22 protein-coding genes and 5 tRNA genes are annotated in these 24684 nt (G+C 41.4%); 23 read left to right on the top strand and 4 right to left on the bottom strand.

Annotation, left to right across the window (positions count from 1 at the left end; genetic code table 11):
- Positions 1-34 precede the first annotated feature (34 nt).
- Positions 35-361 carry an FtsB family cell division protein gene (locus GO816_RS02275; protein WP_232336466.1) on the top strand — a complete coding sequence of 109 codons (327 nt, stop codon included), beginning with the start codon at positions 35-37 and terminating at the stop codon, positions 359-361.
- 228 nt (positions 362-589) lie between these two features.
- Here GO816_RS02275 and GO816_RS02270 read toward each other — a convergent pair whose 3' ends face one another.
- On the bottom strand, positions 590-2428 hold the full coding sequence (locus GO816_RS02270; RefSeq protein ID WP_157539728.1) for a UbiD family decarboxylase: 1839 nt from the start codon (positions 2426-2428) through the stop codon (positions 590-592).
- 109 nt (positions 2429-2537) lie between these two features.
- On the opposite strand from GO816_RS02270, the gene GO816_RS02265 reads away from it, so the two are divergent.
- The 3 genes from GO816_RS02265 (at position 2538) to GO816_RS02255 (ending at position 4961) form a co-directional block, all read left to right on the top strand.
- Positions 2538-2987 (top strand): SRPBCC family protein, encoded by a 450-nt coding sequence (locus tag GO816_RS02265; protein WP_157539727.1) that lies wholly within the window; start codon positions 2538-2540, stop codon positions 2985-2987.
- 85 nt (positions 2988-3072) lie between these two features.
- Complete coding sequence (locus GO816_RS02260; protein WP_157539726.1) at positions 3073-3267, top strand: hypothetical protein; 195 nt, start codon at positions 3073-3075, stop codon at positions 3265-3267.
- Positions 3268-3320: 53 nt separating this feature from the next.
- Positions 3321-4961: a M28 family metallopeptidase gene (locus GO816_RS02255; protein WP_157539725.1), complete on the top strand. Its 1641-nt coding sequence runs from the start codon at positions 3321-3323 to the stop codon at positions 4959-4961.
- Here the strand turns inward: GO816_RS02255 and GO816_RS02250 are convergent.
- From GO816_RS02250 to GO816_RS02240, 3 genes are all read right to left on the bottom strand, one after another.
- The gene (locus tag GO816_RS02250) at positions 4936-5118 is read right to left on the bottom strand and encodes a hypothetical protein (RefSeq protein WP_157539724.1); all 183 of its coding nucleotides are present in this window, start codon (positions 5116-5118) and stop codon (positions 4936-4938) included. The two genes, GO816_RS02255 and GO816_RS02250, sit on opposite strands and share 26 nt — an antisense overlap.
- An 85-nt stretch (positions 5119-5203) precedes the next feature.
- Complete coding sequence (locus GO816_RS02245; RefSeq protein ID WP_198171398.1) at positions 5204-6475, bottom strand: DUF2268 domain-containing putative Zn-dependent protease; 1272 nt, start codon at positions 6473-6475, stop codon at positions 5204-5206.
- An 88-nt stretch (positions 6476-6563) separates the two neighbouring features.
- On the bottom strand, positions 6564-8333 hold the full coding sequence (locus GO816_RS02240; protein ID WP_317163573.1) for a DUF885 domain-containing protein: 1770 nt from the start codon (positions 8331-8333) through the stop codon (positions 6564-6566).
- Between the two features lie 124 nt (positions 8334-8457).
- Here GO816_RS02240 and GO816_RS02235 point away from each other — a divergent pair, with 124 nt between their 5' ends.
- The 19 genes from GO816_RS02235 (at position 8458) to GO816_RS02145 (ending at position 24654) form a co-directional block, all read left to right on the top strand.
- On the top strand, positions 8458-8934 hold the full coding sequence (locus GO816_RS02235) for a DinB family protein (protein ID WP_157539722.1): 477 nt from the start codon (positions 8458-8460) through the stop codon (positions 8932-8934).
- Between the two features lie 120 nt (positions 8935-9054).
- Positions 9055-9246, top strand: coding sequence for a 30S ribosomal protein S21 (gene rpsU / locus GO816_RS02230; protein WP_157539721.1), 192 nt, complete (start codon positions 9055-9057; stop codon positions 9244-9246).
- Positions 9247-9317: 71 nt separating this feature from the next.
- Positions 9318-10211 carry a tyrosine-type recombinase/integrase gene (locus tag GO816_RS02225; RefSeq protein ID WP_157539720.1) on the top strand — a complete coding sequence of 298 codons (894 nt, stop codon included), beginning with the start codon at positions 9318-9320 and terminating at the stop codon, positions 10209-10211.
- A 16-nt stretch (positions 10212-10227) separates the two neighbouring features.
- Entirely contained in the window at positions 10228-10578 is a 351-nt protein-coding gene (locus GO816_RS02220) for an HPF/RaiA family ribosome-associated protein (RefSeq protein ID WP_157539719.1), read from the top strand.
- A 158-nt stretch (positions 10579-10736) separates the two neighbouring features.
- Positions 10737-10809: transfer RNA gene (locus GO816_RS02215), tRNA-Thr, on the top strand.
- A gap of 92 nt (positions 10810-10901) precedes the next feature.
- A tRNA-Tyr gene (locus GO816_RS02210) sits at positions 10902-10982 on the top strand.
- A gap of 105 nt (positions 10983-11087) precedes the next feature.
- Positions 11088-11160: transfer RNA gene (locus GO816_RS02205), tRNA-Gly, on the top strand.
- 109 nt (positions 11161-11269) lie between these two features.
- Positions 11270-11341, top strand: a tRNA-Thr gene (locus GO816_RS02200).
- A gap of 55 nt (positions 11342-11396) precedes the next feature.
- Complete coding sequence (gene tuf, locus GO816_RS02195; protein ID WP_157539718.1) at positions 11397-12584, top strand: elongation factor Tu; 1188 nt, start codon at positions 11397-11399, stop codon at positions 12582-12584.
- 100 nt (positions 12585-12684) lie between these two features.
- A tRNA-Trp gene (locus tag GO816_RS02190) sits at positions 12685-12755 on the top strand.
- Positions 12756-12775: 20 nt separating this feature from the next.
- The gene (gene secE / locus GO816_RS02185) at positions 12776-12970 is read left to right on the top strand and encodes a preprotein translocase subunit SecE (RefSeq protein ID WP_157539717.1); all 195 of its coding nucleotides are present in this window, start codon (positions 12776-12778) and stop codon (positions 12968-12970) included.
- Between the two features lie 18 nt (positions 12971-12988).
- The gene (nusG, locus tag GO816_RS02180; RefSeq protein WP_157539716.1) at positions 12989-13531 is read left to right on the top strand and encodes a transcription termination/antitermination protein NusG; all 543 of its coding nucleotides are present in this window, start codon (positions 12989-12991) and stop codon (positions 13529-13531) included.
- A gap of 123 nt (positions 13532-13654) precedes the next feature.
- Complete coding sequence (rplK, locus tag GO816_RS02175) at positions 13655-14095, top strand: 50S ribosomal protein L11 (protein ID WP_157539715.1); 441 nt, start codon at positions 13655-13657, stop codon at positions 14093-14095.
- 101 nt (positions 14096-14196) lie between these two features.
- Positions 14197-14895 carry a 50S ribosomal protein L1 gene (gene rplA, locus GO816_RS02170; protein WP_317163572.1) on the top strand — a complete coding sequence of 233 codons (699 nt, stop codon included), beginning with the start codon at positions 14197-14199 and terminating at the stop codon, positions 14893-14895.
- 2 nt (positions 14896-14897) lie between these two features.
- A complete protein-coding gene (gene rplJ / locus GO816_RS02165; protein WP_157539714.1) occupies positions 14898-15419 on the top strand; it encodes a 50S ribosomal protein L10 in 522 nt (173 codons plus the stop codon).
- 58 nt (positions 15420-15477) lie between these two features.
- Positions 15478-15858, top strand: coding sequence for a 50S ribosomal protein L7/L12 (gene rplL, locus GO816_RS02160; RefSeq protein WP_157539713.1), 381 nt, complete (start codon positions 15478-15480; stop codon positions 15856-15858).
- Positions 15859-16013: 155 nt separating this feature from the next.
- Positions 16014-19817, top strand: a complete 3804-nt coding sequence (rpoB, locus tag GO816_RS02155; RefSeq protein WP_157539712.1) for a DNA-directed RNA polymerase subunit beta — start codon at positions 16014-16016, stop codon at positions 19815-19817.
- A 103-nt stretch (positions 19818-19920) separates the two neighbouring features.
- The gene (gene rpoC, locus GO816_RS02150; protein WP_157539711.1) at positions 19921-24210 is read left to right on the top strand and encodes a DNA-directed RNA polymerase subunit beta'; all 4290 of its coding nucleotides are present in this window, start codon (positions 19921-19923) and stop codon (positions 24208-24210) included.
- Positions 24211-24342: 132 nt separating this feature from the next.
- On the top strand, positions 24343-24654 hold the full coding sequence (locus GO816_RS02145; protein ID WP_157539710.1) for a DUF3467 domain-containing protein: 312 nt from the start codon (positions 24343-24345) through the stop codon (positions 24652-24654).
- Positions 24655-24684: the final 30 nt, after the last annotated feature.

Raw genomic sequence — 24684 nt, 5'->3', positions numbered from 1 at the left:
ATTTGTAACTTAAAATATTCGGTTTACATTTATAATGACTTTCAAGCCCATCCCTGATATGAAGCGTGTAATCGACCTCATTAAAAATAAATACTTCTTAGTAACCGTGGCGTTTGTAGTTTGGATGTTGTTTTTTGATAAAAACGATTTGTACACCCAGTATGAACACCGGCAGCAGTTAACCAAGCTTGAGCAGGAGCGCGACTTTTATACAAAGGAAACAGCGGAGGTAGCCAAAGAGCTTGATGAGTTAACCTCCGACCCAAAAAAACTCGAAAAGTTTGCCCGCGAAAAGTATTTGATGAAAAAGGCCGACGAAGACGTTTTTGTTATAGTGACAGAGAAAAAAGACGATAATTAATATATCTCAAATAAATTTTAAGCGGCTCAAAACGGGCCGCTTTTATTTTGCTCCGTAGTTTCACCCGAAAAATTATTCAGGTATAAATACGCATACAGGCTAAGCGGCAGTCAGCTACCTTAGCCCTGCGATCAATAAAATTAGAGAAGCTGAAAAGCTAATCAGGCACTCCGCAAGGGAGTGCCTTCTTTATTTATTATATTTCGTAGCCGATGCGCAATATTGCGTTTAAATAATTCCGTGCAAACTGCCACCTTTAGCACCTAAGGCATCTACAGTTCTTTCAACCGCAGGATTTTTAATGAGTTCAGGAGCATGATGGGGTTTTATACGGGCGTTGATGATCATTGAGCCACGGCAGCCCCAGTGCTTGTGCTCTGTAAAACTGTCAATACCATAAATATCATGCGATGGATTGCTGCGTGTAAACGTTACCCATACCAGATTATTGATGGTTTGTGCGGTAAAGCCGGCATCGTCACATAGCACCATAAGCGGCAGGCCGCTCAGATCCGTGTCTTTCACATAGCTGTTCATTATTTCAATTGCACCGGCAATATCATCTTCATGTATAAACTTTGGCACCTCAATAGCCAGCACGCCCGGCATTGCTAGCTTAAATACGTTAAACGGACGTGGAAGGCTGAAACCGGGAGGAAGTTCTGCCCATAACTCGCGCTTTTTTTCTCCGGCTACTGCAATAGCTACCTTGCTGCCGCTGTTTAAACCGCTGCCACTGTAATCAAGCGTATCAATGGTAGTTTTGGTGTAAAAATGCAAGTCGCGTGTAAGGTCAACTCGTTCTAGTGTATGTTTGAGAAAACCCCCTATGTTATGAATGTTTAACGACGGATCATCCTCTTTAGCGGCAATGAAAAGATATTTAGCCAAACTCAATTGATTTTTACCCAGTATATGGTTGGCAATGGTCAATATTTCCTGCGGGCGGCGCTCTTTTAAATAAGGCGTGTACCGCTCACTGCCTATAGCAAATAATAAAGGGTGCACACCGGCAGCATCCACGGCGTTTACTGCATGCAAACCAGGAATTTCCGACGGCAACGCCGAGCCGGTTATTTCATGTATTAAAGCTCCAAAGCTGGTGTCTTCCTGGGGCGGGCGGCCAACTACGGTGAACGACCAAATAGCATCTTTACGATGATATACCTTGTGCACCTTCATTAACGGAAAAGGGTGAACCAGGCTATAGTATCCCAGGTGATCACCAAAGGGGCCTTCGGGTTTATTTTCGTGAGGCATAACAGTACCGGTTATCACAAAATCGGCATCGGCCGAAATGCAAAAACCTTCAGCATCATAAAAATACCGGAACCTGCGGTTACCCAAAGCGCCGGCAAAAGTCATTTCTGAAAGCCCCTCGGGCAGGGGCATTACCGCTGCCACAGGGTGCGATGGCGGCCCGCCTACAAATATGCTTACTTTAAGGGGCTGGCCCTTAGCGTTAGCTTTGGTCTGGTGCACGCCAATACCACGGTGTAACTGGTAGTGCAGTCCAATTTCTTTATCAGTTATATAATCGTTACCGGCTAATTGTATACGGTACATACCTAAGTTGGCGCTCATAATGCCCGGTTTGTCAGCATCTTCGGTATATACCTGCGGCATGGTGACAAAGGGGCCTCCATCCATAGGCCAGTTTACAATTTGCGGCAACTCAGTTATTTGTGTTTGGCCGAAATTGACAGGTGTACCTTTGCCAACTTTCATGGGGAGAGCAGATAGCGCAGTCATGGCTACATTGGCATAACTGAATGGGCGCTTAATTGCCTTTACAGGGTCTGTTTTAATATCAACCAGTGTTTTAACCTTATCCAGTGTATCACGAAAAATAAACTTTGAGCGGTTAAGCGTGCCAAATAAGTTACTTAATGCCGGAAATTTACTGCCTTTTACATTTTCGAAAAGTATAGCCGGACCTTCATTTTCATATACGCGCAAATGAATAGCTGCCATTTGCAAATACGGGTCTACTTCTTCTTTTATACGTACAAGGTGACCATGTTTTTCAAGGTCGGTAACGCAGTTTTTTAAACTTGAATATCCCATTAACTGGCTGTAATTATTGTTCAAAACTACTTAAAAAGAGCCATTAGGTTTGTTTTTTTTGAAACTATATGACGTTTTATATGTGGTTTAATGAAAATTATTTAACCACATGGAAAATACAGCATTGAGATTAGAGGCAAGCAAAAGCTTTGACGTAAGCGTTGGAGAATTGTACAAAGCATGGAACACTCCAGAGGCTTTGAAAGAATGGTGGCAACCATCAGGAAGCAAACTGAAATCTGTTGAACTGGATGTTAAAGAGGGCGGAACCTTTAAATATGAATTTGAAGGTAAAGACGGCGAAACATCAGTAGTAATTACCGGCGAGTACCAGGAGGTAAAAGAAAATGAAAAATTGGCTTACAGCTGGAACTGGAACATACCCAACAGCGAGGTAAAAGAAGCAGAACACGAATTAACAGTAATCTTTGTAGCAAAAGGCGAGGGTAGCGAAATTAAAGTTACTCAAGAGAACTTTGAAAACGAAGAATCAATTAATCCGCACCAGGAAGGGTGGGACAAGGCATTGAATGATTTGCATAGCTATCTAAGCAAATAGATTTTTTTTACGATGATCATGCCTGTGGTGTGATCATCGTAATTTGTATAAGAAGTGTTATTGTGCAAATGCCTAATTTTGCCGTATGACACATGAACAGGTTATTGCTACACTTAAAACCATTGCAGATACCGGTAAGCCGGCAGGAATAAGTAAAGAAGATTTACAAAGCTTAAGGGGCTACAACCTTATTGCACCTGCAGAAGATGAAAAGACAAAAGCTCCTGGCTTTGCACTCACAAAAAAAGGACGAGTAATGCTGAAAGCCAATTCTAAATAGTTAATAAGCTTCTGTTTTGTATTTTAGGTTAACTATTAACGCTTATCTATTTTATGCTCCTCAAAAAAATTGCACGCTTATCGGGCTGTTTGGCTGTTAGCGCCGTATTATCGGCATCTGCCCAACAAAAATTTCAAGGCTTCAGTGCCGAAAGTTATACTGCTTATGTAAAGGCTATTGCGTCTGACGACTTGATGGGCCGTATGCCGTTCTCTGCCGGTGAAACCAAGACAATACAGTACCTTGAGCGAGAGTTTAAAGCCTTGGGGTTAGAACCCGGAAACAAAAAAAGTTTTGTACAGGAGGTGCCTATGGTAGCTATAAGTTGCAATCCGCAAATGAGCATGAGCATAAACACTTCTTCAACGCCAATTAAGCTGGACGGGCTGAAGGACTATGTTTTATGGACCCGCCGTACAGATCCTGACATCGAGTTGAAAAATGAAGATGTGGTATTTGCCGGCTTTGGCATAACCGCACCAGAGTTTAAGCATGATGACTATGCCGGGTTAGACGTGAAGGGTAAAGTAGTTGTAGTGCTGGTTAACGACCCCGGGTATTATGATGCCAGGCAATTTAAGGGCAAAACCATGACTTATTACGGCCGGTGGACATATAAGTATGATGAGGCCGCTCGTCATGGTGCGAAAGGTTGTTTAATTATTCATGATACTGCCCCCGCCGCGTATGGCTTTAGCGTAGTACAAAACAGTTGGAAAACTACTAAGCTATATCTTGATAGCCGCGCAAAGGAAATTTATAAATGCGCCATTGAAGGTTGGTTAACCCTGCCTGCTACTGAGCGCTTGCTGCAAGCCTCAAATACCAATTACAAAACATTATTGGCAAGTGCCCTAAACAAGGATTTTAAAGCAAGGCCATTTCCTCTTAAGTTGAGTACAGGCTTAAGCGTAACAGCTACTTATAAAAAATCACACAACGTTATAGCAAAAATTACAGGCAAGCAAAAAGCCGATGAATGCATTATTTACTCGGCGCACTGGGATCATTTTGGAATAAGTAAGCCTGATGCAAAAGGCGACAGTATATACAACGGAGCAGTTGATAATGCAAGCGGTACAGCAGCACTGCTTGAACTTGCCCGCGTGTTTAAACAAAATAAAGAAGAGCCTGCTCGCAACATTGTGTTTCTATCAGTAACTGCAGAGGAGCAGGGTTTATGGGGCTCAGCTTGGTATGCCGAAAACCCGGTATTCCCGAAAGAGAAAACTGTGGCCGATATTAATATGGACATGTTTTATCCTTACGGAAAAACCAAAGACATAGGGTTAGTTGGATACGGACAGTCAGAACTGGAAGATTATTTAAAAACGGAAGCTGCCAGACAAGGCAGGTACGTTGCACCTGAAGCTGATCCCGCCAAGGGCATGTACTTTCGGTCAGACCATTTTAATTTTGCAAAGGTGGGTATACCGGCCCTGTACACCGAAAGCGGTGTTGATTTGATAGGCAAAGGCCGCCAAGCAGGCCTAAAGATGCATGAGAATTATACGGCTACAACTTACCATAAACCATCTGATGAGGTTACAGCCGAGTGGGATGTAAGCGGAACGATACAAGACCTGGAGCTTTTATACGCTGTGGGAAAAAAAATGGCTTACTCTACAACATTATGGCCAAAGTGGAAGGCGGGCTCTGAATTTAAAGCTATACGCGAGCGCTATAAGAAGTAATTACATCAGAAGCAGGCCGGGAAAGTTTCCCGGTCTTTTTTGTTTGCTCTTTGTTGCAAGCTTTAAATCCAAAGAAAAAGATAGCCAGCCAAATTAATCCCTTAATTAAAAAGAACAAAAATCCGGCAACCCCTAAACGTTTAAGCCACGTTTTCATAAGTGCGGTAAAGGTAAGGGCTACATTTTACATATGAAAGAAAGCAGTGACAGATGCGTGCTATCTTTTTTGAAAGCAATGTTTTCTATTGCGCGGCTGTAGTAAAATCAATTAAATAGGGTTTGATGGATATTCCGTTTTCGTTCATAAACCGCGATCCTAAAAGTAATTGGTAACGACGGCCGGGCTTTAAATCAACTTCAATGGTAATTTGCTTACCATCTTCACTAAAACCTAAAAACTTTTTAACCATCATCACATGATCGATCCCTAACGGACCTGCCTCAAAGTTTCGCGAATGCTTATTCATCTTGTCCGAAAATTCGATAACAACTGTAGTAGTAGAGGGATCAACGTTGTTAGCTCCGTTTATAAATGTTTTAATATTAGTGACTGATGGCCGGCTGGCTTCATATCGTGTTTTTAGCACAGATGCTTTTTGATCAAAGTATTTTGATTGGTCAACAAAGGCAAATAAATCAGCTTCGTTGTTATAATCAAGCTCTATTATTTGTTTAATAGCTTGTTGTTTGTTGCTTGCCCGCTGGTAGTATTGTTCACATATGAGGTAGCCAACATAGTAGCCTAAATCGCGTTGATTGAACTCATTACTTTGATTACTATAAAGCCAGTAACCATAGCCATTATTAAGTAACTGTTGAGCAAAAACTTGTTTTAATCTGTGGTTATCAATACTGTTTATGAATTTGGCAAAAGTAGGCGAGTGCTCCCCCGTAGATTTCACGGCCATAAACTCGGCTGCGCCTTCCATTACACTCTGACCGAGTAGTGTATTAACTTCCGTAGATTTTTGCTGCGTATGAACATATTCATGCACATTGGTAAATACCAACGTTTTTATTGGGTTGGTTTTAAAGAAGCTATGAAGGTTTTTAAATTCATCCGGAAACTCATTGGTAACGGTACGTTCATCTGCCATTGAGATTTCGCTTCCTATAAGCACCTTTCCTTCAGACACAGTACCACCGCTACGAAATACACCCACAGTAAAATATACAGGCGCTGGTTTAAGTTGCGGATAAAGCTTTTTTAACTTGCTTATACCTATGGCAATATCAGCAGCAAAGCCGTCGGCTTTTAATGTGTTTTTCCTCACGGATTTCCAAAATAGCGGGTAGCGGTTAATAGCATCTATGTATTGCTTCGGCGTATAATCGCGAACCTGCATCATTGCTTTTAACCCCGGGGTGCCTTTGTCAATAAAAAGCTCATTAAGGTAAGTGTATTGCAGGTTACTATCTTTTGTAGCGGTTATTTTATCATAGGCACGCCAGAAGTTTTTAATATCGGTACCTACTACCGTTTCTACCTTTACCTGTGCTTGCGAGGTTTGCACAACAATAAGTAAGCAGGTTAACAATAATGTATATCTCATATACATATTAAGTCGCCACATGCTTGCTAAATGTGACACCGAGTTGTTTTTATTTAGCAGCGTCCTTCTTTTTTGCAAGCATCAGTTCTTTAATAAACTTAACAGGTGCACTGCCGTAGCTTAAAAACTTTTCGTTAAAATCTTTAACACTGTATTTTTCGCCCATTTGCTTTTTGTAGGCATCGCGCAGGTCGGTTATTTCTTTATAACCGGTATAGTAACTGGTTAGCTGTACGCTGCTTACACTTACCCGTTTCCATTTTCCTTCGGCCTCGGCTTGTTGCTGAAAGGCTTCCTGCGTAAGCAGTTTAATGGCTTGTTCCTTAGTCATATTGTTAGCGTGCACGCTATAGTCTAATATGGTATTGCAAACCGAACGTAAATTCCACTTATACCACATCAGGCGCATTTCGGGCTCATTATTTCCGTAACCTGCATCAAGCATCATTTCTTCACCGTACACTGCCCAACCTTCAATCATGGCACCGTTTTCCAAAACTGATTTAACTAAGCTGGGTGTTTTGTTTGAATAAACCAGCTGAGTATAATGACCAGGTATGGCTTCATGAATGCAAAGTATTTGCAACATGTACTGGTTGTATTCGCGCAGGTAGCTTTCTGCGCGTTGTGGAGTCCAGCCGGTTAGGCTGCCAACATTAAAGTAGGTATTCCCATTTTTATCATATGGCCCGGGCGATGATACCGATGCTCCGGCCACACCCGCCATGTAAGCAGGCTCTTTGCGTACAATTAAAGGTTTGGATGCATCCTGTGTAAGCAGATTTTTGGTTTTTACAAAGTCGGTTAGTTTAGGTATAAGGTTTTGAATAGCACTTTGAAATTGATCAGGTTTAACGTGTTTTGCTGAAAGCGTATCAATCATCTTGCCTACAAGCATGGGCGAATCTTTAGGCATATCTGCCTTCCCAAAATATTTAGGCCATAGCTGCTTGCTAAGCTTTATCATTTCGCGGTGAAGCAGCCTTTTGCGTTCGGTAGCGGCGTTGAAAGTTTGCTGCGCCGTTAGTGATGATTGAATTTCATACTTAAACTTGTCCTGATAAAGGTTTTGCCCAAGTCTGAAGCTTCGTGGCTTAACGCTTTTGAGCTTGCCCAGCCAATCGGTAAAGCTTTTAATAGCATCTGCAGAAAGTTTTGCCCGTGCAAGCATTTGCTTTTTGGTTGCGTCGGCAATCTTGGTTTTCTTTAACGAGTCGGCAAAGTCATTTTCAAAAACAGTAACACCGCCCGTAAGCTGTTCAATAGTCAGGCTGGTAAGTTCGGGCACCGGGTTTTTAATTTGCTTTTCAGCCTCCTTATAATAAGCCGGAATGTTTTCCATCTTTTCATAAAAATTACGCAGCCGTTTATCAAGCGGGGCGTAGTTTTCATTCAGTATGTGCGCAAACGTTGATATTATATTATATGTATTGGGGTTCCATTCATAATCTTTTAAGCTTTGCACCTCCCATTGCATGCGCTGCAGCTCATTTTGTATTAGCTGAAAATCTATTTTATTGGCATCATTTAATGTGTTGGGGTCATAGCGTAATAAAGAATCCGTTTCCACTTTGCAAAACTTAGTGATCTTATCACGATAACCGGCCGATGGCACTAACAATACACTGTCGTATTTATCATAACCGTTCATAGTACCACGGTCTGGGTCAAGCTCCCAAAGCGCTTCTAAAAAGTGCTGTGTATAGCCTTTAAAAGCTGCTTCGTCTTTATTCATTTCCTGCATGCTTCCGCCGTCTTTTTTACATCCTATTAAAAGAAGCGCTGCAATAACTATTGCCGGTAAAAACTTATATGCCACAGTAAGTATAGTTTATATTTAACGCATAAACGTACGCAATAATGGTTGTTACTACCAACACAGATTTTAATCTTATACCGCAATCATTGTATTGCATTGATTGTTGTTTTGAAAAATGAGTGTTATGGTGAACGATAAAAATGTATTAACTGATGAAATTATAAAGCTGCTAAACGGCGGTACTGCACATGCTACATTTGATGATGCCATTGCAGGCTTGCCAACTCAACACCGGGGGCAAATACCAAATGGCCTCCCTTATAGCATATGGCAATTGGTAGAGCATATTCGCATAGCATTATGGGATATGTTGGAGTTTAGCAAAGATGGCAACCATCAATCACCCAAATGGCCTGATGGGTACTGGGTGAAAGATGAAGCCCCGGAAAATGACGAAGCCTGGGACAAGTCTCTTAATCAAATTAAAACCAATTTGGCCGAGATGATTGATTTGGTGAAAACCGGAGATTTGTTTACCCAGATACCCCATGGAGACGGCCAAACACTGCTGCGTGAAGCACTTCAGGCTGCCGATCACACGGCATACCATGTGGCCGAAATTATAATTATAAGACGGCTTCTTGGCACTTGGGAATCCTGATCTGTTGATATGGTAAGACTATCAGTAAGTTAGCCAGTAAAATATGTTTAAAAATGCTTTATTTATATAAACATAATTATGTACCTTTGCTCTCCCTGAAAGGAGGTATATAGAAGGAATATGATTATTATCAATGTAAAAGACGGCGAATCATTAGATAAAGCCCTTAAACGTTTCAAAAAGAAATTTGAGAAAACCGGTGTATTACGTGAACTACGTAGTCGTCAGGCTTTTGAAAAAAGATCTGTAACCCGTCGTAACGTGGTTAAACATGCCATCTACAAACAAGGCTTAAACCAGGAAACAGTTTAATTTAAACTTCCTGTTTTGATATAATAAAACTATTTGTACTTTGCCTTTCTGGCATTGTTCAAATAGTTTTTATGTTTTTAGAGCAGTTTATAGCGTATATTAAATACGAAAAACGGTATTCCCCTCATACCGCATCTGCCTATGAGTCTGACCTGACTCAATTCTTCACTTTTTTGAACCATCCGGATGCGGTGGTTAATCATCCCGCAGAAATTACACACCATCAAATACGCAACTGGATGGTAGAGCTTATGAATGCCGGCATAGCTGCGCGCTCTATTAACCGCAAAATTGCAACGTTGCGCAAATACTTTAAATTTTTACTTCAGGGCGGGCAAATTTCAGCTTCGCCGGTTGCGCGTATACAAACACCCAAAGTAGCCAAACAATTACCTGTAGTAGTGGAGGACGAGAAGCTATCCAAACTACTGGATAATGATGAGGTGTTTGGTGCCAATTTTCAGGGAATGCGTGATAAGCTTGTAATTGAGCTGCTGTTTGGAACAGGTATGCGCCTTGCCGAATTGCTGGGGTTAACCAGTGAGGATATAAACATGTATGAGGGAACGGTGAAGGTGCTTGGAAAACGTAATAAACAACGCATTATACCTCTTAATACAGAACTGAGGCAAGTAATACTTAAACACGCCGAGTTAAAGAAAAATGAAATTTTTGCTAACAATTCATTAAAATTAATCGTTACAAATAAGGGAGCCGATGCTTACCCGAAGATGATTTACTTAATTGTGCAGAAATATTTGACCTATATATCTACCCAAAACAAAAAAAGCCCGCACGTGCTGCGGCATACATTTGCTACAAGTTTATTGAATAAAGGTGCTGACCTTAATGCCATTAAAGATTTGTTAGGGCATGCCAGTTTAAGCGCTACGCAGGTGTATACACATAACTCAGTTGAAAGACTTAAATCTATTTATAAACAAGCCCATCCAAAGGCTAATTAACACGAAGGAGGAACATATGAAAATTACTGTTCAGGCGATTCATTTTAGTGCAGACAAGAAGTTAATTGACTTTATTCAGAAAAAAGCCGATAAACTCGAACTATTTAGTGATAATATTATTAGTGGCGAAGTGTATTTGAAATTGGAGAATACCGGCGAAGAAGCCAATAAAATAACTGAAATTAAATTGCTCACACCGGGCAACCAATTGTTTGCAAGCCATCAATGTAAAACGTTTGAAGAGGGAACAGACCTTGCCATAGAGAGTTTGCGCAAGCAAATTCAGAAACATAAACAGAAGCAAAGCGCAATTTCGAGCGAAGCGCGCAATGCCGATCCGCTGGCGGTTGAAGACGATGAATATTGATAATCAACCACATAGAAATAAAAAAATCAGCAGGTAAAAAACCTGCTGATTTTTTTTGAAAAAATATTTTGCACGGTACTAAAAATGTGTAGATTTGCATTCCCTTTTGGAGAGGTAGTCAACATAAGGGAAACGGTTCTTTAACACTTAAAATAAACGCCTCCTTAGCTCAGCTGGTAGAGCAACTGACTTGTAATCAGTAGGTCATTGGTTCGATTCCGATAGGGGGCTCAAAGTTTTTAAATTAGAACTTTGCTTTTATAAATAAGGGTGTATATTTGCACCCCGTTTAGGCGGTAAAGGTTAAAGATTTAAAGAACCTTGGAGAGGTACCAGAGCGGTCAAATGGGGCGGACTGTAAATCCGCTGCTTCGGCTACGAAGGTTCGAATCCTTCCCTCTCCACAATTAGTTAGTCAATGAGTGAATTGTTGATTGAGTGAATAAGTGATTAAGATTTGTCTTGTTCGCAGTATTCACCCCTTCATTAATTCACTCTTTGTGCAAACTGCGGAAGTAGCTCAGTTGGTAGAGCGATAGCCTTCCAAGCTATAGGTCGCGAGTTCGAACCTCGTCTTCCGCTCTTTGAATGTCGGATTTCGGATTTCGATTTTGGACATCGGGCCAGGTTTTAATAACAAACGTCTTGAACATGTTCAGGATAAAGTTATTTAAGCCGTTTAAGTAAACAAGCCGACGTAGCTCAGGGGTAGAGCACTTCCTTGGTAAGGAAGAGGCCAAGGGTTCAAATCCCTTCGTTGGCTCAACGTAGTAATAACGTTTAAAAGAGTAAATTAACCTACAAACATTTTATAAATCATGGCAAAAGAAAAATTTGACCGCAGTAAGCCGCACTTAAACATCGGTACTATCGGTCACGTTGACCACGGTAAAACCACTTTAACTGCTGCTATTACTAAAGTATTAGCTGATAAAGGTTTATCAGAAGCTCGTTCTTTCGATTCAATCGACTCTGCTCCTGAAGAAAAAGAGCGTGGTATCACCATCAACACTGCGCACGTTGAGTATTCAACTGCAAACCGTCACTATGCACACGTTGACTGTCCGGGTCACGCTGACTATGTAAAAAACATGGTTACTGGTGCTGCGCAAATGGACGGTGCTATCCTGGTAGTTGCTGCTACCGATGGTCCTATGCCTCAAACTCGTGAGCACATCCTGTTAGCTCGTCAGGTAGGTGTACCTGCTTTGACTGTTTTCATGAACAAAGTTGACATGGTTGACGATCCTGAGTTATTAGAATTAGTTGAAATGGAAATCCGTGAGTTATTATCATTCTACGATTTCCCTGGAGACGATATCCCTGTAATCCAAGGTTCAGCATTAGGTGGCTTAAACGCAGAGCCTAAATGGGTTGAAAAAATTATGGAGTTAATGGATGCTGTAGATAGCTACATTCCAATTCCTCCACGTTTAACTGACTTACCTTTCTTGATGCCTGTTGAGGACGTATTCTCGATCACTGGTCGTGGTACTGTAGCAACTGGCCGTATCGAGCGTGGTGTAATCAACTCTGGTGATCCTGTTGATATCCTGGGTATGGGTGCTGAGAACTTAAAATCAACCGTAACTGGTGTTGAGATGTTCCGCAAAATCCTTGACCGTGGTGAAGCTGGTGACAACGTAGGTTTATTGTTACGTGGTATTGAGAAAACTGATATCCGTCGTGGTATGGTTATCTGTAAACCAGGTTCAGTAACTCCTCACACCGATTTCAAAGCAGAAGTTTACGTATTATCAAAAGCTGAAGGTGGTCGTCACACTCCATTCTTCAACAAATACCGTCCTCAGTTCTACTTCCGTACCACTGACGTAACCGGTGAAATTTCATTAGCAGAAGGCGTAGAAATGGTTATGCCAGGTGATAACGTTACCATCACTGTATCGTTAATCAACGCTATCGCAATGGAAAAAGGTTTACGTTTCGCTATCCGCGAAGGTGGCCGTACAGTAGGTGCTGGTCAGGTAACTGAAATCTTAAAATAAGACCTACCCCTCATTTCTGTAAAAGGAAACAAAAAGGTTAGGTTAATTTAAAAACAAAGTACTTGGTATAAAAGCTAAGTACTTTGTTTTAAACTAATAAACGGGAATAGTTCAACGGTAGAATAGAGGTCTCCAAAACCTTTGATCAGGGTTCGAATCCTTGTTCCCGTGCTCTTAAGTAATTCATACACATGTCTGCAGTAGCCGAATATATTAAAGAATCATACATCGAGTTAACCGAAAAGGTTACCTGGCCAACTTGGCGCGAGCTGCAAAGCAGTGCTATTTTGGTACTGGTTGCTGCCTTAATTATCGCGTTTCTTGTATTTGGTATGGATCAAGTTATTGGTTACGTTTTGAGACTGTTTTATAGTTCACTTGCTTAATAACACCTGGAGAAAAAGATGAGTGATCAATTAAAATGGTATGTAGTTAGAGCCGTAAGCGGTAAAGAAAAAAAGGTTAAACAATACATTGATGCCGAAGTTAACCGTTTAGGCATATCACACCTGGTACCACAGGTATTAATTCCTACCGAAAAGTATTACCAAATGCGCGATGGTAAAAAAATTGCCAAAGAGCGTAACTACTTCCCGGGGTATGTAATGATGGAAGCTGCACTTGATGGCGAGCTAGAGCACATTATTAAAAACATCAATAGCGTAATTGGCTTTTTGGGTGATAAAGCAGGTAATGCAATTCCTTTACGCCAAGCCGAAGTTAACCGTATTTTAGGTAAGGTTGATGAAATGGCTTCACAGGCTGATACAGCCAATGTGCCGTATTACGTGGGTGAGAACGTTAAGGTTATGGACGGTCCGTTCAATGGCTTTAGCGGCGTGATAGAAGAGGTTAACGAAGAGAAGAAAAAGCTGAAGGTAATGGTTAAGATATTTGGCCGCCGAACGCCGCTCGAGTTAAACTACATGCAGGTAGAAAAAGAATAATCAAAAATAATTTGCATTCAGCCCGTAAAGTTAATATCTTTGCGGGCTGAATTTTTATATTCAGTTCTAAATGTTACATAGCTTCCAACTTACTAACATTAAGTACATTAAATTTTATTAAAGATGGCAAAAGAAGTCGGTGCGTTAGTAAAACTACAAGTTAAGGGTGGCGCTGCAAATCCATCACCTCCAATTGGCCCTGCATTGGGTGCAAAAGGTGTGAACATCATGGAGTTTTGCAAGCAATTCAACGCGCGTACTCAGGATAAACCTGGTAAAGTGCTTCCGGTAGTAATTACTGTTTATACCGATAAGTCATTTGATTTTATCATCAAAACCCCTCCGGTTGCAATCCAGTTATTGGAAGCAGCAGGTTTAAAAGGTGGTTCGGCAGAGCCCAACCGTAAAAAAGTTGCCAATGTAAATTGGGAGCAGGTTGAGAATATTGCCAAAGATAAAATGCCTGACTTAAACGCATTCACAGTAGAATCAGCCATGAAAATGGTGGCTGGCACTGCCCGCAGCATGGGTATCACCGTATCTGGTACAGCACCCTGGAATTAACATGATTTCGAATATCGGATTAACTCTACTGGCTGTTTAGCCTGGAAACGTTATCCGGCTTGCGAAATTAACAACATTAACACACAAATCAGTTTAAGACAGTGGCTAGATTAACAAAAAATCAGAAGGCAGTACTATCCAAAATTGAGGCTAACAAAGCGTACTCTTTGCAAGAGGCAACTAACCTGGTAAAAGAAATTACTACTACCAAGTTTGATGCATCTGTTGACATCGACGTTCGTTTAGGTGTTGATCCGCGTAAAGCCAATCAAATGGTACGTGGTATTGCTACCTTACCTCACGGAACCGGTAAAACTGTGCGCGTTCTGGTGCTTTGTACTCCTGATAAGGAGCAAGAAGCAAAAGACGCCGGTGCAGATTACGTAGGTTTGGATGATTACATTGCCAAAATAGAAGGCGGATGGACTGATGTTGACATTATCATCACTATGCCAAGCGTTATGGCTAAAGTTGGACGTTTGGGCCGTATTTTAGGTCCGCGTAACTTAATGCCTAACCCTAAATCAGGTACAGTAACAACTGAGGTTGGTAAAGCTGTAACTGACGTTAAAGGTGGCAAGATTGATTTTAAAGTTGACAAAACAGGTATCATTCACGCCTCAATAGGAAAAGTATCTTTCCCTGCTGACAAAATTTACGAGAATGCTTTAGAAGTATTGCAAACTATCTCTAAATTAAAACCATCAGCAGCAAAAGGAACATATTTCAAGAGCATTCACGTCTCTTCAACTATGTCTCGCGGAATTGAAGTTGAAACCAAAACAGTAGCGGGGATCTAATCATGAATAAAGAAGAAAAATACGAACTGGTTGAAGCTCTAACCGAGCAGATCAAAGAGTATGGTAATTTCTATATTACTGATACTGCAGATTTATCCGTTGCTAAAATTAACGACATCCGTCGTAAATGTTTTGACAACGAAATTACCATGCAGGTAGCTAAAAACAGCTTAATTAAAAAAGCTTTATTAGCAGCCGAAGGTGACTACGAACCAATATTTGATTCACTTAAAGGTGCATCAACTATATTATTCTCTAAATCAGCTAAAGCCCCGGCTAAGTTGATTAAAGATTTAAGAAGACAAGGTGATAAGCCGGTATTAAAAGCGGCTTATGTATACTCAGCAGCATTTGTTGGCGATAGCCAGTTAGATGCGTTGTTGACCCTTAAATCGAAAGAAGAATTGGTTGGCGAAATCATTGGCTTACTGCAATCTCCTGCTAAAAACGTACTTTCTGCCCTACAATCAGGCGGAACTACTATCGCGGGTTTGGTAAAAACATTACAAGAAAGAGAAGGTTAAGCGAACACCTTAAGGTCGCAATTAACAAAAAAGTATTAAAAGTAAAATTTAGATAATCATGGCAGATTTAAAAGCGTTTGCTGAACAGTTAGTAAACTTAACAGTAAAAGAAGTTAACGAATTAGCTCAGATCCTGAAAGACGAGTATGGTATTGAGCCTGCTGCTGCAGCTGTTGCTGTTGCTGCTCCTGCTGCTGGTGGTGATGCACCTGCTGCTGCTGCTGAGCAAACTGCATTTGACGTTATCCTGAAAGAAGCAGGTGGTCAGAAATTAGCAGTTGTTAAATTAGTTAAAGACTTAACCGGTCTTGGTTTGAAAGAAGCAAAAGACTTAGTTGACGGTGCACCAAAAGAATTAAAAACTGGTGTAGATAAAGCTGAAGCTGAATCTTTGAAAAAAGCCTTAGAAGAAGCCGGAGCTGTTGTTGAGATCAAGTAATTATCTCCCCATACAAGCTTAAAAAGCATCAAGACCCCGACCTGTATTTGGCTCGGGGTCTATTGCCGTTTATAACGTTTTCATTTTTGTTTGAAGTTCAGGAACAACTTTAAATAAACCAGTAAGAGTTTAATACATATTAAAATCATAATCCCTTGGCAAACAAAAATAATCAGAGAGTTAACTTTGCAACCAGCAGGCACGTCATCGACTACCCTGACTTTCTGGATGTACAGTTGAAATCTTTCCAGGAATTTTTCCAGCTTGAAACCACTTCAGACAACCGTCATAAAGAGGGCTTGTTTAAAGTGTTTGCCGAAAACTTTCCTATTTCCGACTCCCGCAACATTTTCGTACTGGAGTTTTTGGATTACTTTATTGACCCGCCGCGCTACGATATTCAAGAGTGTATCGACCGTGGCCTTACCTACAGTGTGCCATTAAAGGCAAAGCTTCGCCTATCATGTAACGATGAAGAGCACGAAGACTTTGAAACCATTGTACAGGATGTTTACTTAGGTACCATTCCTTACATGACGCCTAAAGGTACATTCGTTATCAACGGCGCTGAGCGTGTAATCGTTTCTCAGTTACACCGTTCGCCAGGTGTGTTCTTTGGCCAAAGCCGCCACACCAACGGTACTAAATTGTACTCTGCCCGTGTTATTCCTTTTAAAGGTTCATGGATTGAGTTTGCTACAGACGTTAACAACGTAATGTATGCTTACATTGACCGTAAAAAGAAATTCCCGGTAACCACTCTATTACGTGCTATTGGTTATGATTCGGACAAGGACATCCTTGAGTTATTCGAACTTGCTGATGAAGTAAAAGTAAGCAAATCGGGCCTTAAGAAATTTGTAGGCCGCAAGCTTGCTGCAAGGGTTTTGAAAACCTGGGTGGAGGATTTTGTTGACGAGGATACTGGTGAGGTGGTTTCTATACCACGTAACGAGATTATTCTTGAGCGCGAAACCATACTGGATGATAATAATATTGAGATGATCATTGATTCTGGCGTGAAAAGCATTATCCTGAATAAGGAAGATGCTTCTACCAGTGGTGATTATACTATCATATACAATACCTTACAGAAAGACACTTCGAACTCTGAGAAAGAAGCGGTAGAACACATTTATCGCCAGCTGCGTAACGCCGAACCACCTGATGAGGAAACTGCGCGCGGTATTATTGATCGTTTATTCTTCTCAGATAAAAGATATGACCTGGGTGATGTAGGTCGTTACCGCATCAACCGTAAACTGAAGCTTGATACATCTGACGAGATTAAAGTATTAACTAAGGCTGATATTATTGCCATTGTTAAATACTTAATCAAATTGATTAACTCTAAAGCTGAGGTAGATGATATTGACCACTTATCAAACCGTCGTGTACGTACGGTAGGTGAGCAACTGTATGCACAATTTGGTGTAGGTTTAGCACGTATGGCCCGTACCATCCGTGAGCGTATGAACATTCGTGATAACGAGGTGTTTACTCCAACCGACCTCATCAATGCGCGTACATTATCATCAGTAATTAATTCGTTCTTTGGTACTAACCAGTTATCTCAGTTTATGGATCAAACCAATCCATTAGCCGAGATCACTCACAAACGCCGTTTATCGGCCTTAGGTCCTGGTGGTTTATCACGTGAGCGTGCCGGTTTTGAGGTGCGTGACGTGCATTACACTCACTACGGTCGTTTATGTACTATTGAAACACCAGAAGGGCCGAACATTGGTCTGATCTCTTCTCTTTGCGTTCACGCAAAAATCAACAACTTAGGTTTCATCGAAACTCCATACAAACGTGTAGATAACGGTGTGGTTGCTGTTGATGAGCCTGTAATTTATTTATCGGCTGAGGATGAAGACGGTAAAACCATTGGCCAGGCAAACGCTGTTTACAACGACCAGGGTGTTTTCGATACCCCACGCGTTAAAGCCCGTTTTGAAGGTGACTTCCCGGTAATTGAACCTGAGCGTTTGGATTATATGGACATTGCGCCTAACCAAATTACGTCAATAGCAGCATCGTTGATTCCGTTTTTGGAGCATGATGATGCTAACCGTGCGTTGATGGGTTCAAACATGCAACGCCAGGCCGTGCCGCTTTTACGCCCTGAGGCGCCAATTGTAGGTACTGGTTTGGAAGGCCGTGTAGCAAAAGACAGCCGTACTTTGGTTAACGCCGAAGGTGATGGTGTTGTTGAGTATGTTGATGCTAATGAAATTCGTATCCGTTATGATCGTAATGATGATGACCGTTTGGTTTCATTTGACGACGATACTAAAGGTTACCGCCTGATTAAGTTCCAGAAAACAAATCAGAGCACTACCATGAACCTTAAGCCTATTGTTAAAAAAGGCCAGAGAGTTTCAAAAGGAGAGGTGCTTTGTGAAGGATATGCAACTCAAAACGGAGAGCTTGCTTTAGGCCGCAACATGAAGGTTGCGTTCATGCCTTGGCAAGGTTACAACTTTGAGGATGCGATTGTAATTTCAGAACGTGTGGTATCGCAAGATATCTTCACTTCCATTCACGTTGAAGAATTTGAACTTGAAGTTCGTGATACCAAACGTGGTGAGGAAGAGTTAACACCTGATATTCCAAACGTATCTGAAGAGGCTACTAAAGACCTTGACGAAGATGGTATTATCCGTGTAGGTGCTGAGGTTAAAGAAGGCGATATCCTTATTGGTAAAATTACCCCTAAAGGTGAGTCAGACCCATCACCGGAAGAAAAACTTTTACGTGCAATATTTGGTGACAAAGCCGGCGACGTAAAAGACGCTTCGTTGAAAACTCCACCATCAATTGCAGGTGTAGTTATTGATACCAAATTATTCTCACGTGCTAAGAAAACTTCAAAAGCTGAAGAAAAAGCACAGTTAGAAAAATTGGATAATAAACACGATAAGGCTATCAAAGACCTTAAAAACCGTTTGGTTGATAAGTTATTTGAGATAGTGAACGGTAAGACATCACAAGGTGTATACAACGTTTACAAAGAGCTGTTAGTGCCAAAAGGTGTTAAGTTCACTCAAAAAACACTGGTAGAGCTTCCTTACGAAAACATTAATCCAACCAAGTGGACAACTGATGACGATAAAAACGATCAGATCAAGTTGTTACTCCACAACTATGGTATTAAGGTTAATGAAGAGCTGGGTGCTTACCGTCGTGATAAATTTGCCATCAGCGTAGGTGACGAGCTGCCATCGGGCATTGTACAAATGGCCAAAGTTTACATCGCTAAAAAGCGTAAGCTTAAAGTAGGTGATAAGATGGCTGGTCGCCACGGTAACAAAGGTATCGTAGCGCGTATTGTACGTGACGAGGATATGCCGTTCCTTGCCGACGGAACACCGGTTGATATAGTGTTGAACCCGCTAGGTGTACCTTCACGTATGAACTTGGGCCAGATTTATGAAACCGTATTAGGCTGGGCAGGTAAAGAACTGGGTGTTAAGTTTGCTACTCCTATTTTTGATGGTGCAACCTATTCAGAAGTGGAAGAGTGGATTGCCAAAGCAGGCTTACCGGCAACTGGTCGTACTTACTTACACAATGGCTTAACCGGCGAGCGTTTTGACCAGCCAACAACAGTAGGTATTATATACATGCTGAAATTGGGTCACATGGTTGATGATAAAATGCACGCACGTTCAATCGGACCATATTCATTAATTACACAACAACCATTGGGTGGTAAAGCTCAATTCGGTGGTCAGCGTTTTGGTGAGATGGAGGTTTGGGCACTTGAGGCCTTTGGTGCTGCTAATATTCTGCAAGAGATCCTTACAGTGAAATCTGATGATGTTATTGGCCGTGCTAAAACTTACGAAGCCATCGTTAAAGGTGAAAACTTACCAACTCCATCTGTTCCTGAATCATTCAACGTATTGGTTCATGAGTTAAGAGGCTTAGGTTTGGATATAACCTTAGAATAATAAAATTGATTAGTGAGGGGTTGAACGTAAAAGTTCAACCCTTTGTTAACTTTTATGTGCAAAATGAGCTTAGCGGCTCATCACTAAATCATTAAAAAAGCATATGTCTTACAAAAAGGATAGTAAAATTAAAAGCAACTTTACCACCATTACCATCAGCTTAGCCTCTCCGGAGTCTATTTTGGAGCGTTCAAGTGGTGAAGTTTTAAAACCAGAAACCATCAACTACCGGACTTACAAACCCGAGCGTGATGGTTTATTTTGTGAACGGATTTTCGGTCCGGTAAAAGATTATGAATGTCATTGCGGTAAATACAAACGTATCCGTTATAAAGGCATCGTGTGTGACCGTTGTGGTGTTGAGGTTACCGAAAAGAAAGTTCGTCGTGAGCGCATGGGCCATATCAACTTGGTTGTTCCTGTTGCGCACATCTGGTATTTCCGTTCGTTACCAAACAAAATTGGTTACTTATTGGGCTTACCAACCAAAAAACTTGACTTAATTATTTACTACGAGCGTTACGTAGTCATACAACCTGGTATTAAAGAAGCTGACGGAATTTCAAAAATGGATTTCCTTACAGAAGAAGAATACCTTGACGTTTTAGATACTCTTCCAAAAGAAAACCAGTACCTTGACGACAAAGATCCTCAGAAATTTGTTGCCAAAATGGGTGCCGACGCTTTAGAGGAGCTATTAAAACGTATTGATTTAGATCAGTTATCATACGATTTGCGTCACCAGGCTGCAAACGAAACTTCGCAGCAACGTAAAAACGAAGCCTTAAAACGCTTACAGGTGGTTGAAGCTTTCCGTGATGCTAAAACACGGATTGATAACAACCCTGAATGGATGATCGTTAAGATCGTTCCGGTTATTCCGCCAGAATTGCGTCCGTTAGTGCCATTGGAAGGTGGCCGTTTCGCTACTTCGGATTTGAATGACCTTTACCGTCGTGTTATTATCCGTAACAACCGTTTAAAGCGTTTAATTGAGATTAAAGCACCGGAAGTAATTTTACGTAACGAAAAACGTATGCTTCAGGAAGCGGTTGACTCTTTATTTGATAACTCACGTAAAGTTAACGCCGTTAAAACAGAAGGTAACCGCGCCCTTAAATCACTTTCAGACATCCTGAAAGGTAAGCAAGGTCGTTTCCGTCAAAACTTATTAGGTAAACGTGTGGATTACTCTGCCCGTTCGGTAATTGTTGTAGGTCCAAACCTTAAATTACACGAGTGTGGTTTACCAAAAGATATGGCTGCCGAGCTGTTCAAACCATTTATCATTCGCAAAATGATTGAGCGTGGTGTGGTTAAAACAGTAAAATCTGCCAAGAAAATTGTTGACCGTAAAGACCCATTAGTTTGGGACATTTTGGAAAACGTATTAAAAGGACACCCTGTATTACTTAACCGTGCGCCTACGCTGCACCGTTTAGGTATCCAGGCGTTCCAGCCGAAACTGGTTGAGGGTAAAGCTATTCAGTTACACCCATTAACCTGTACCGCATTCAACGCCGACTTTGACGGTGACCAGATGGCCGTTCACGTACCACTAGGTAACGCGGCAATTTTGGAAGCCCAAATTTTGATGCTTGCGTCGCACAACATCCTTAACCCTGCTAACGGTACGCCTATTACTGTACCATCACAGGATATGGTTTTGGGTCTTTACTACATTACTAAAGGCCGCAAAACTGATGAGCAGCGCGTTGTTAAAGGTCAAGGTTTAACCTTCTATTCTGCAGAGGAAGTAATTATTGCTTACAATGAGAAGAAAGTTGACCTGCACGCCTTTATCAAAGTAAAAGGAAGAGTTAAAGAGCGCACTGGTGAAATTGTAACTAAACTTATTGATACGACTGTAGGCCGCGTACTGTTTAACCAGCACGTACCTGAAGAAGTAGGTTACATTAACGAACTGTTGACCAAAAAGTCATTACGTGACATTATCGGTGAGGTTGTTAAAACTACCGGTATGGCCCGTGCAGCACAGTTCCTTGATGATATTAAGGAATTAGGTTTCCAAATGGCGTTCCGTGGTGGTTTGTCGTTCAACTTGCAAGATGTTAATATCCCTGCACAAAAAGTTGATTTGATTCAGCAGGCATCACGCGAGGTTGAAGAAGTAATGAATAACTATAACATGGGTTTCATTACCAACAACGAGCGTTACAACCAAATCATTGATATCTGGACTCGTATCAACAACCGCTTAACCGCGAACGTAATGGAGATCCTTTCGACAGACAACCAGGGCTTCAACTCAGTTTATATGATGTTGGATTCGGGTGCACGTGGTTCGAAAGAGCAAATCCGTCAGTTAGCTGGTATGCGTGGTTTGATGGCCAAGCCTCAAAAATCAGGTTCGGGTGGTGAAATTATCGAAAACCCGATTTTGTCAAACTTTAAAGAAGGCCTGTCGGTATTAGAGTACTTTATTTCTACTCACGGTGCCCGTAAAGGTTTGGCGGATACGGCATTGAAAACTGCGGATGCTGGTTACTTAACCCGTCGTTTGCATGACGTTGCCCAGGATATGATTGTTGGTGAAACTGATTGTGGTACACTGCGCGGTATATTCACCACAGCGTTGAAAGACAACGAGGATATTGTTGAGCCATTATATGATCGTATTTTAGGTCGTACCTCATTACATGATGTTTTTGATCCGCTTACCAATGATTTATTGGTATCTGCCGGACAAGACATTGACGAGGAAATTGCAAAACGTATTGAAAACTCACCTTTAGAAGGCATTGAAATACGTTCGGTATTAACCTGTGAAAGCAAGCGCGGTGTTTGTGCACTTTGCTACGGACGCAACCTTGCAACCGGTAAACGTGTGCAGGCTGGTGAAGCAGTAGGTGTAATTGCAGCTCAGTCAATTGGTGAGCCGGGTACACAGTTAACACTTCGTACCTTCCACGTGGGTGGTACCGCATCAAACATTGCGGCTGAATCGCAAATCAATGCCCGTTATGATGGTATCATCGAGTTTGAAAACGTACGTACAGTATCTTTCGAAACTGCTGAAGATGGTGCAGTTGATGTGGTATTAGGCCGTTCAGGCGAGTTCCGTATCATTGAGCCGGGAAGCAATAAGGTAATCATGACCAATAACATCCCTTACGGTTCGTACCTGTACATTAAAGATGGCAGTACTATCACTAAAGGCGAGCGTATCTGTTCATGGGATCCGTACAATGCGGTAATTATTTCTGAGTTTGCAGGTGTTGCCAAGTTTGATGCCGTATTGGAAGGTATTACTTTCCGTGAGGAATCTGACGAGCAAACCGGTCACCGTGAGAAAGTAATTATTGATACACGTGATAAAACCAAAAACCCTGTAATTCAGATTGCAGAGCGTGGCGGCGATATCATCAAGGGATATAACATTCCGGTAGGTGCACACATTGCCATTGAAGAAGGTGAGAAAATTCAAACCGGACAAGTAATTGCTAAAATTCCTCGTTCTACCGGTAAAACCCGAGATATTACAGGTGGTTTACCACGTGTAACCGAGTTGTTTGAAGCTCGTAACCCGTCAAACCCGGCTGTTGTAACCGAAATTGATGGTGTAGTAACTTTAGGTGGTGTTAAACGTGGTAACCGCGAAATCACTATCGAATCACGCGACGGACAGGTTAAAAAATACCTGGTACCTCTTTCTAAGCACATCCTTGTACAGGATAATGACTTTATAAAAGCAGGTATGCCGTTATCTGATGGTTCAATATCTCCTGCTGATATTTTGGCTATTAAAGGTCCTGCTGCCGTGCAAGAGTACTTAGTAAATGGTATACAAGAGGTTTACCGTTTGCAAGGTGTGAAAATTAACGATAAGCACTTTGAGGTAATTGTTCACCAGATGATGCAGAAAGTTGCTATCGAAGATCCGGGAGATACCCGCTTCCTTGAAAAAGAGGCTGTTGATAGCTGGGACTTCATGATTGAAAACGATGACATCTATGACAAGAAGGTTGTTGTAGAGCCGGGTGATTCAACTACCTTGAAAGCCGGACAAATTGTATCGTTACGTCGTTTACGTGACGAGAACTCAGTACTGAAACGTAAAGATCAGAAACTGGTTGAAGTACGTGATGCGATTGCCGCTACCTCAAGCCCAATGCTGCAAGGTATTACCAGAGCATCGTTAGGTACTAAATCGTTCATCTCTGCAGCATCGTTCCAGGAAACTACCAAGGTTCTTAACGAGGCAGCTATTGCGGGTAAACGCGATAAGATGTTAGGTTTGAAAGAAAACGTAATTGTAGGTCACTTAATTCCTTCTGGAACAGGTTTACGTACGTATGATAACATCCGTGTAGGCTCACAAGAAGAATTTGATCGCTTAATGGCATCAAAATCTGAAGAAGCTGAAGCATAAGTTAAACTATAATAAACTAAATCAAGGCCGTCCTGTTATCAGGATGGCCTTTTTTGCTTAATCAGCAACTGCCTTTTAAAAAGAGATTAAATTATAACCTCAACTATTCAGTAGCTTTAGTATTTTAGTAGCATGGAAGAAGCAAACGAAAATCAGCTTAATATCGAGTTATCAGAGGAAATAGCTGAAGGTGTTTACAGCAACCTGGCAGTTATTACTCATTCTAACGCCGAATTTGTGGTTGACTTTATTCGTGTAATGCCTGGTGTCCCAAAAGCAAAAGTAAAGTCAAGAGTTATTTTAACTCCCGAACATGCTAAACGCTTGCTTACAGCGCTTGAAGAAAACATAGAAAAGTTTGAAGAGGCAAATGGCCGTATAAAACTTCAGCCAGAAAACCCAGGCTTTCCAATGAATTTTGGTGGCACTATGGGACAGGCTTGATGGTTTAGTAATATTAAAAATATGTTATAA

This window comes from Mucilaginibacter aquatilis, from assembly GCF_009755275.1.
Classification (GTDB): Bacteria; Bacteroidota; Bacteroidia; order Sphingobacteriales; family Sphingobacteriaceae; genus Mucilaginibacter; species Mucilaginibacter aquatilis.
This window is presented reverse-complemented; position numbering and strand designations above follow the sequence as displayed.